The organism is Streptomyces sp. NPDC054841 (assembly GCF_053611045.1).
Genome location: NZ_JBSGZO010000032.1, coordinates 30,346 through 38,990, shown reverse-complemented (window position 1 = coordinate 38,990; position 8,645 = coordinate 30,346). Strand labels below are relative to the sequence as shown.

General features: G+C 69.8%; 8 protein-coding genes. 1 reads left to right on the top strand and 7 read right to left on the bottom strand.

Features of this window, described 5'->3' with window-relative positions:
• Positions 1–193: 193 nt before the first annotated feature.
• The 3 genes from ACWGI8_RS07475 to ACWGI8_RS07465 all read right to left on the bottom strand — a co-directional run bounded on the left by ACWGI8_RS07475 (position 194) and on the right by ACWGI8_RS07465 (position 2,504).
• Positions 194–655, bottom strand: a complete 462-nt coding sequence (locus ACWGI8_RS07475; protein ID WP_453659162.1) for a hypothetical protein — start codon at positions 653–655, stop codon at positions 194–196.
• A gap of 76 nt (positions 656–731) precedes the next feature.
• Positions 732–1,409 (bottom strand): nucleotidyltransferase domain-containing protein, encoded by a 678-nt coding sequence (locus ACWGI8_RS07470; RefSeq protein WP_453659161.1) that lies wholly within the window; start codon positions 1,407–1,409, stop codon positions 732–734.
• 228 nt (positions 1,410–1,637) lie between these two features.
• Complete coding sequence (locus ACWGI8_RS07465) at positions 1,638–2,504, bottom strand: oxidoreductase (RefSeq protein WP_453659160.1); 867 nt, start codon at positions 2,502–2,504, stop codon at positions 1,638–1,640.
• Between the two features lie 428 nt (positions 2,505–2,932).
• Here ACWGI8_RS07465 and ACWGI8_RS07460 point away from each other — a divergent pair, with 428 nt between their 5' ends.
• Positions 2,933–4,540 carry an ABC-F family ATP-binding cassette domain-containing protein gene (locus tag ACWGI8_RS07460; RefSeq protein WP_453659166.1) on the top strand — a complete coding sequence of 536 codons (1,608 nt, stop codon included), beginning with the start codon at positions 2,933–2,935 and terminating at the stop codon, positions 4,538–4,540.
• A gap of 204 nt (positions 4,541–4,744) precedes the next feature.
• On the opposite strand, the gene ACWGI8_RS07455 is transcribed toward ACWGI8_RS07460, so the two are convergent.
• The 4 genes from ACWGI8_RS07455 to ACWGI8_RS07440 all read right to left on the bottom strand — a co-directional run bounded on the left by ACWGI8_RS07455 (position 4,745) and on the right by ACWGI8_RS07440 (position 8,607).
• Positions 4,745–5,917, bottom strand: a complete 1,173-nt coding sequence (locus ACWGI8_RS07455; RefSeq protein WP_453659159.1) for a pyridoxal-phosphate dependent enzyme — start codon at positions 5,915–5,917, stop codon at positions 4,745–4,747.
• Positions 5,918–6,026: 109 nt separating this feature from the next.
• The gene (locus ACWGI8_RS07450) at positions 6,027–7,193 is read right to left on the bottom strand and encodes an alanine racemase (RefSeq protein ID WP_453659158.1); all 1,167 of its coding nucleotides are present in this window, start codon (positions 7,191–7,193) and stop codon (positions 6,027–6,029) included.
• Positions 7,190–7,690, bottom strand: a complete 501-nt coding sequence (locus ACWGI8_RS07445; protein ID WP_453659157.1) for a hypothetical protein — start codon at positions 7,688–7,690, stop codon at positions 7,190–7,192. Before ACWGI8_RS07445 ends, ACWGI8_RS07450 begins: the two co-directional genes overlap by 4 nt.
• 281 nt (positions 7,691–7,971) lie before the next feature.
• Positions 7,972–8,607, bottom strand: a complete 636-nt coding sequence (locus ACWGI8_RS07440) for a helix-turn-helix transcriptional regulator (protein WP_453659165.1) — start codon at positions 8,605–8,607, stop codon at positions 7,972–7,974.
• Positions 8,608–8,645: the final 38 nt, after the last annotated feature.

The window sequence follows — 8,645 nt, the reverse complement described above, 5'->3', positions numbered from 1 at the left end:
CTGACACCACCCGCAGGGCTGCGCCCCTGCGGGTGGTCAACGCCTTGCCCACCTTCGGCCAGGGCCCGCCACATCATCGGCAGCGACATCACCCCACCCGTACGTCGGCCCGGCTCCCGCTTCCCGGCACCCCGCCGTATGCTCCACGGGCGCCTCTTTGAGGGCATCCGCCTGGAGTGGCGGCTGCCAGGGGCTACGACGGACTCGGAGCGGGCTTCTCCGCCGTCGCGGCGTCAGTCGTCCCGGACGGCCGGGGACCACGCGAACGCACGGCTTGCGTGACGTTCCACGCCCCGACGAGCAGGCAGAGCAGACCCGTGCCGCCCGGTATGAGCCAGACGTTGTTCTGGCTCTCGACCGCTTCGGTCGCCGAGGGCCCGTCAACTGTGACGGCCACCGGCTCCGTCGGCTTTTCGTCGAAGGCGGTGTCGACCTCCACCTGTGCGATCCGGAAGGAGCCGTCCTCGGCCTCGAAGGATCCGGAGCACGTCACACCGTCGTCGTCACGGCGGGACTCATAGATCTCGCAGTGCTCGGCCCGGAAGTGGCCGGGCGTCCCCGTCAGTTGTGTCTCCAACCGCATCACGCTGCCGCCGAGCAAATAGACCCCGGCACCCAAGGCGACAACAGTGGTGATAATCCGTCTCGGTCCCATGCGTCCCGTCCCCCCCGCTTTTCTTGTACTGCGTACGCAGCCGACGGGCAGCATAACGCCCTTGATCACACTGCCGTCAGGACCTGTAGTGCGCGGCGCGAACCCGGTGCAACCATGCCTCGACGGGCGCCTCGTCCGGCTGGGCCGGCAGGACGCTCTTCGTCCGGTCGAACCGCTCCTCGAAGCCCCGCAGGAGGGGCAGCGCCGCCATTGCGTCCGCAGCAACCGCTTCGCCGAACTCGTGGAAGGCCTCGGGCTTCTCGACGCGGACGTTCAGCCGGCCGGTGGTGTACAGCTCGAAGCCTTGATGACACAGGCGCATGAGATGCCGGGCATGCTTCGCGGTCCGCTTGCGCGTGTCTGCGGAGAAAGATCCGTCGCCTCGGTCGTAGAGCCGCTTGAACTGCTGGGTGGCGTAGCCGAGGTAGGCGTCCCGGATTCGCTTGGCGGACAGGAGGGAGCTTCGGATCTCGATCAGTTCGTCGCCCAGCGGGGTGCGTACTTCGTACAGGTCGTCGGGGAGCCAGACCAGTTCCGTGACGGTGGGGTTGCCGCCGAGGGCGAGACGGCACCATTTCGCTGCTTCGTGCAGGGTGCGGTCCGGGTTCGTGGTGACGTGCGAATCGGCGGGGCCGTGCAGGCCGTGGAATGCGATGGTGTCCGCGGCGAAGAGGCCGAGGCGATCGATGTCGGACCCGGGCTTGGCGAGTCCGTAGGCGGTGGAGCCGACTATCCCGGATAGCAGCACGTTCATGGCTCGCGTCTCCTCCGCGGGTGTGGGTCGGATGAACGGTACGGCAGGTGGCCCATACGTCGTCTGGATTTTCGGGCGGCGCAGGGTGGTTCGGCGCATCAGCACGGTGGGGTCGCCCTGCCAGGGCACCGCGTCGTCGGGATAGCGGGCCAGGGCTTTGGAGCACGGGACGTAACGGCAGTGGCTTTCGATGATGTGCCGGGGTACGCCGAGCGGCTGCCTTCGCTCTTACCCGAGTTCGGCGATGTCTTCCGTGCTCAACTTCAGCGCGCCGGCTGCGATGTTCTCTTCCAGGTGGTCCAGCGAGCCGGTGCCAGGGATGAGCAGGATGTTGGGCGACCGGGCCAGCAGCCAGGCCAGGGACACCTGCGGCATGGTCACATGGTGGCGGGTGGCGACGGCTTCCAGGCGCTCGGCCGTGATCGGCTGGAAACCGCCGACCGGGAAGAAGGGGACGTAGGCAATGCCGGCTTGTGTGCAGGCGTCGACGAGTGGGTCATCATCGCGTCGGGCCACGTTGTAAAGGTTCTGGACACAGGCGATCGGTGCGATCTTGTGGGCCTCGGCGAACTCGGCGGCTGTGACGTTGGAGATGCCCAGATGGCGGATCAGGCCCTCTTCGCGCAGCGCGAGCAGCGTTTCCAGGGGCGCGCTCAAGGGTGTCTCCGTGCGGTCGAGATCACCCATCCGCAGGTTCACCACGTCCAGGCGGTCCAGGCCGAGCGAGAGCAAGTTTGCTTCGATGCCTCGGCGCAGGTTGTCGGGGGTGAGGCCGGTCTTCTCCGACGCCGGCAGGGCGAGATCGGCCCCTTCGACCAGCGCGCCCACTTTGGTCACGATCACCAGGTCGTCCGGGTAGGGGTGCAGGGCTTCCCGGATCAGCTCGTTGGCCGCCACTCCGTCACGCGCGTAGTAGTGCGAGGTGTCGATGTGGTTCACCCCGAGTTCCACGGCCCGGCGCAGAATGGCCAGTGCCGTGTCCCGGCGGGGCTGGTCGCCCCTCGGCCAACCGGTCAGCTTCATCGCGCCGTAGCCGATCCTCGCGACGCTCAAGTCGCCGCCCAGCGCCCATCGTTCTGTCGCCACGATCACCACCCTAGTGCTCCGGACATCCTGGGCGAACCGTCCCGCGATACGGCCCATGGCCGGCACCTGCTGTGCCCAGCCGGGCGAGACCTCTCACCAGCCTCGCTGCAGGCGTGCCGCTCGCTCCCGCAGAGACGGCGCCGGCGGCTGCCCCTCACGCGCTTCTCGGCTGTCGCCGTGGGGCTTGCGCAGGTGAGGTGCACCATGGCCGAGGGGACGTCGGCGTGGCTTCGTTTCCTGGCCCATGCCCATCACAACGATCGGAACGCGATGGCGATGCGGCCCATGACCCTTGCGAGACGTAGCGTCTTGTGAGGTTGGACGAGAGGTGCTAGCGTCCCACAAAGACAAGACGATACGCCTCGTCTCGCTCACTGGTCTCACGCTGAAGGAAGTCGCCCTTGTTCCCAGTCGCCTCCGCCCCGGTCACCACCGGGGTGTCCCAGATCGCTCTCGCCGACGTCACGAAGCTCTACGACGACCGCGTCGTTCTGGACCGCGTCTCGTTCACCCTCCGCCCCGGCGAGAAGGTTGGCGTCGTCGGCGACAACGGCTCCGGAAAGTCCACGCTTCTGCGACTGCTCGCCGGGCAGGAGGAGCCCGACAACGGCATGCTCACCGTCGTAGCGCCCGGGGGTGTCGGTCATCTCGCACAGACACTGGACCTGCCGGGCTCGGCGAGGGTCGGCGACGCGATCGATCTGGCCCTCACCGATCTGCGTGGTCTGGAGCGGCGTATCCGTGCGGCCGCGGCCGGGCTGCCCAGGACCGGCGAGGCCGGAGCCGAGGAATACGCGCGGCTGCTCGCCGAGTTCGAGGCGCGCGGCGGGTACGACGCGGACCGCAGGGTCTCGGTGACCCTGCGCCGGCTCGGCGAACGAGAGCCGCTCGATCTCGACCGGCGGCTGGGGACGCTCTCCGGCGGCAAACGGTCCCGGCTCGCACTCGCCGCCGCCCTCGCCTCCTCGCCGGAACTACTGCTGCTCGACGAGCCCACGAACGACCTCGACGACGATGCCGTCGGCTGGCTGGAAGAACAGCTGCACGCCCACCGTGGCACGGTCGTCGCCGTCACACACGACCGTGTCTTCCTCGAGCGGGTCACCTCCACGGTGCTGGAGGTGGACCAGGACCGGCGCACCGTGCGGCGACACGGCAACGGTTATGCGGGCTTCCTCACCGCGAAGGGCGCGGACCGGGCACGCTGGATCAGCGCACACGAGGACTGGCGTGCCGACGTGGCCCGTCAGTCGCAGCTTGCCACCGCCAACAGCGGCCTTCTGGCCGCGATCCCGAGGAAGGCGCCGGCGGCGTTCAGCGGAGCGGGCGCGTTCCGGGCCCGGTCGCGGGCGCACGGTGCGATGAGCCGTATCCGCAACGCCCGCGAACGGCTGCACCGGCTGACATCCGACCCGGTACCGCCACCCCCGCAGCCGTTGCGCTTCACGGCCCGCATCGAGGGTGAGGCCGTGGGTGGTGTGGCTCTGTCGGGCATCGAGGTGCCCGGGCGGCTCGCACTCGACGCCTTGGAGATACCGCCGGGCGGACGATTGCTGGTCACCGGACGGAACGGGGCAGGCAAGTCGACGCTCCTCCAGGTGCTGGCCGGTGAACTCGTGCCGACCGAGGGCACGGTCACCCGTCCGTCCCGGGTCGGATTCCTCCGCCAGAACATGCTGCCGGTCCTCGACGGACGCACGGTCCTTCAAACGTACGGCGAGGAGCGGGCGAGGATGCTGTCGGCGACCGGCCTGCTCCATGAGCGGGACTTCACTCGTCCCGTACGGGTGCTCTCCACTGGTCAGCGGCGCAGGCTGGAGCTTGCTCTGCTGGTGGCCGAACCGGTCCATCTCATGCTGCTCGACGAGCCCACCAACCACCTCTCCCCCGCGCTGGTGGAGGAGTTGGAGGCAGCTCTCGCCGGGTACCAGGGCACGCTGGTGGTCGTGACACACGACCGACGGATGCGCAGCAGGTTCGGCGGTCCGGAGCTGGTGGTCGGTGGCGCTGAACTACGCGGTGGGAGCCGGTCGCGGGCACGGTGATCGGATTCACCGGAAAACGATCATGCCGTTCTCCGGGGCACTGTCCGGCCTGGGCTCCGTGCCCTCGCGCAGCCGGCATCCGCCCTGGAGGGCCGCCCCGTCAACTCCCTGGCACGAGATGTCATCTGTCCGCTGAACGCACTTGGCGGGGCCCGTCTCCGCGCCAGAACCGCTTCCGTTGCAGGTTCAGGCGTGTGTATCCGCTCACCGCGAGCCGGGGTCGAGCAGCCCGGCCATTGCCGCCGCGGCTTTGTGTCCCGATCCGGTCAGGATCACCACCACGTCGTCGTCCGGCCGCAGGTGGCCTGCAGCGACGAACCCGGCCAGCGCCGGGACCACTTGGGCGCTGGTGGGTTCGACATACAGACCGGTTCCGGCCAGTGCCAGGACGGCTGGGCCCAGGGCTGCCTCGTCCACCGCGGTCAGCGCGCCGCCGTTGGCACGGATGGCGGTGAGCACCTCTCGGTCGCGGACCGGCCGGGTGATGGCGGTGCCCTCGGCGAGCGTGGTGTCCCATCGTCCCGGTTCGACATGGTCGAGGCCTGTTGCGAAGGCCCGCACCAGAGGGCTGCAGCGGGCCGGCTGGCTGACCAGGAGCCGGGGCGGGCGGGCGATTTCGCCGGCCTGGTACAGCTCGTTGAAGCCCTGTGCGCATCCGAGGACCAGGCTGCCGGCGCCGGCCGGCATCACAACTGCGGTGGGGGCGGTGAAACCGCGGTCCTCCCAGATCTCGTAGGCGATCAGCTTGATGCCTTCGAGGAAGTGGGGCTGCCAGTTATGGCTGGCGTAGAAGTGCTCGCCGCGGCGTCGCAGCGCCTCGTCGGCGGTTTCCTGCCGGGTGCCGGGCCACAGCTCGACCTCGGCGCCGTGGAACCGGCTCTGCATGAGCTTCGCCGGTGAAGTGGTGGCGGGCGCGAGGATCTGCGCGCGTACGCCGGCGGCGGCACTGTAGGCCGCCACGGAGGAGCCGCCGTTGCCGCTGGAGTCCTCCAGGACCGCGGTCACGCCCTGGGCACGCAACACACTGAGCATGACCGAGCTGCCCCGGTCCTTGAAGCTGCCGGTGGGGTTCTGTGTCTCCACCTTCACGGCGACGTCGAGCCCGGCCAGACGGCGGGGCAGCAGCGGTGTGCGGCCCTCGCCGAGGGTGACCGGTATCAGGCCCGGCATGCCCAGCGCCGCGGAGTAGCGCCACTGCGAAGGTATGCCGGGGTCGATCTCGGCTCGGGTGATGCCAGGGCGCGGCGCGACCGTCAGCGGGGATCCGTCGTCTCCGCACCAGCGGGGCCGGTCGCCGGAGTACCGGCGGCCCGTGCGGTCCACCAGCGCGGGCCACGCGGTCGGCTCGTGCGGGATGGGAGGGCTCGGGGCTGTCATCGGACCTCCGCGGTGTGGTCGGGGTCGGTGCGGTCGGGGCCGGTGCAGTCGGGCTCGCTGGGGTCGGGGTCGCTGGGGGCAGGTTCGCTGCGGCCGAAGCCGGGGGCTCTCACCATCCGACGACTCGCTCCCAGACGTCGGTGATGCGGGGAGCGGCATCGGCGGCGGTGTGCTCGTTGCCGTCGACGACCCGGTAGGCCTGGTGCTGGGCGGCGGTGGCGCACGCGTGGTTGGGCAGGATCCGGAGCCGGGTGCCGACGGGCAGGTCGGGCAGCGGGTAACCGTCGCCGGCGGTGAGGATCCCGTGTTCCTGGCTCGCCCCGGTCACGACCAGGCCGGGGATCAGGGTGCCGGTGAGGTTGGTGACCAGGCCGTACCCCTGGTCGACGGTCTGGTTCGCGGTGCCACGGTCGCGGGACATCGCCATCCAGCCGCCGTCGGTGAGGATCCAGCCGTGCTCGGGGCGGTGCCCGATCACGGTGACGACCACGGACAGCGCGAGATCGTCGATCTTGCATACGCCGAGGCCGGCCATCACCAGGTCGAAGAAGACGTAGTTGCCGGCGCGGACCTCGGTCACTCCGGTCAGGTCGTCGGCGGCGTGTGCGGTCGGGGTGGAGCCGACGCTGACGTTCGCGACCTCCATCCCCTGGTCGCGCAGCCGTTGTGCAGCTGCGACGGCGATGTCGCGCTCGTGGGCGGCCGCCTTCCGCTGCTCTTCCGCGGTCGGGGCGAAGTAGGACTCGCCGGCGTGCACGAGGATCCCGTCGAGGCAGTCGGCCTCGTGCAGTTCCTGCCCGATGGTGACCAGTGCGGGGTCGTCGAGCAGCACACCGCCTCGGTGGCCGTCGCAGTCGACCTCGATCAGAGCCGGGATCCTGAGTCCTGCCTCACGGGCGGCGACGGTCACGGCGCGCGTCTGCTCGGGGCTGTCGAGGAGTACCCGCAGCGTGACCCCGCGCCGCAGCAGTGCGATGACGCGAGGCAGCTTGTGCGGGGCGATCCCGACCGCGTAGGTGATGTCGGTGTACCCGCCGTCGGCAAACGCCTCTGCTTCGGCCAGCGTCGAGACCGTGACCGGTCCCGGTCGACCGCCGTGCATCAGGGCGGCGACCTGCAGGCTCTTCGCCGTCTTCACATGCGGCCGCAGAGCCACCCCCAGCTCGTTCAGGCGGCCGGCCAGGCGCTGGACGTTGCGGCGCGAGCGGGACACGTCGAGTACGGCGAACGGCGTGTCCGGGTCGGCCAGCGTGGCGAGATGTGCAGAAGCGGTCATAGAGACACTCCCATGCGGTCCAGGAGGGCGAGGCCCAGGTGGAGGTCCTGACGGCCGATGCCTGAGCTGTCGAGGACGGTGATGTCGAGAGCGTTGCGCCGGCCTGGTGCGCGGCCGGCCGGCACGTCGCCGAGCGCAGTCACCGGTGCGTCGTCGGGGGCATGCTGCAGCTCGCCCAGTCGGCGGGACTGCTGAGGAAGGTCGCAGAACAACTTCGCCTGTGCCGGCAGTTGCGGAGGCAGCTCCCGCTTGCCGGGGGTCTTGACCCCGGCGTGGGTCCGGGAGGCGGCCGGCTTGACCGTGTACCGGTTGCGGGGGTCGGAACCGTGGGTGACAAGGCTGTCCGGGGCAGTGCCCTCGACCGAGGCGAGGAATGCGGCCCTGGCCACCTTGAGGGCGAGTCCGTCGTCGACGGCGGTGGTCTGTTCCTCGCGCAGGTGGAGCAGGCGACGTCCGGTGATCTCCTCGGGAGGGGTGGGCTCAGTCGACGGCAGCAATGGCGTGCACCTCCACAGCGGATCCATGGTGCAGGGCGCCGGCTACGGCACGCGACGGGCGATGCCCACCCGCCCACGCGCTGTAAAGCCGGTCGGACTCCGGCCAGTTGTCGATGTCGGCCCCGACACCGTGACCGGCACCGGACGGCCGCGACTCGAGCCGGCGGTGGCCAGGCAGGCATCGAGGCTCTGCAGAGACTGCTCGGCCGTTCTGCAGGTTGATCCCCGCACCGGCTCCGGCGGTAGGCACGCCGGTGGCGGTCGTCCTGGTCACGGATTACTCACTTCGCGTAGTTGTAGACGGTGGCGCGGGAAATGCCGAGCAGGTCTGCGATCGCCTGTGCGGCGTCGCGGGACTCGAAGTAGCCGTCCTCGCGGAGTTGGCGGACAAGCTCTCGCTTGGCCTCCCGCGGCAGCGCGCGGGGGCTGACCGCCCTCTCGGCTGCGTGGCTCTCCACGATCTGGCGCAGTTCCCGGGCGTTGCGGTTACGCAACCTCTCCAGGGGCTCCCCGCGGTGCTCGGTCCCGGTCGCGACCAGGTTCGCCAGGGTCAGGGTCAGCGGTGAGAGCACCGATACGTCGAGGTTGAGACACAGGGCGGCGACGTAGTCGCCCGAGGCGTTCTTGATTCCGATCGAGGTGCTCTTGACCGGCCGTCCGTCCGGGAAGTGGTTTGCGTAGTTCTGGATGACGCTGGGGTACTCGGGATCGCTGATCCTGGCCAGGCCCAACTCGGTTACCGAGTCACCCACCTGACGTCCCGACAGATTGTTCTCGATGACCCGGATGGCGTGGTCCGGATTCCGCAGGTCATGCAGGACGACCTCACACAGGCCGGGCAGCGTCCTGCCCAGGGCCACTGCGATCTTCTCCGCTTCGCGTACGAGGTGCTCGTCCGCATCCTCGGCGCCTGCCAGGACGGCAGGTCTCGGATCGGGCTCCCGGCCCGGCGCGT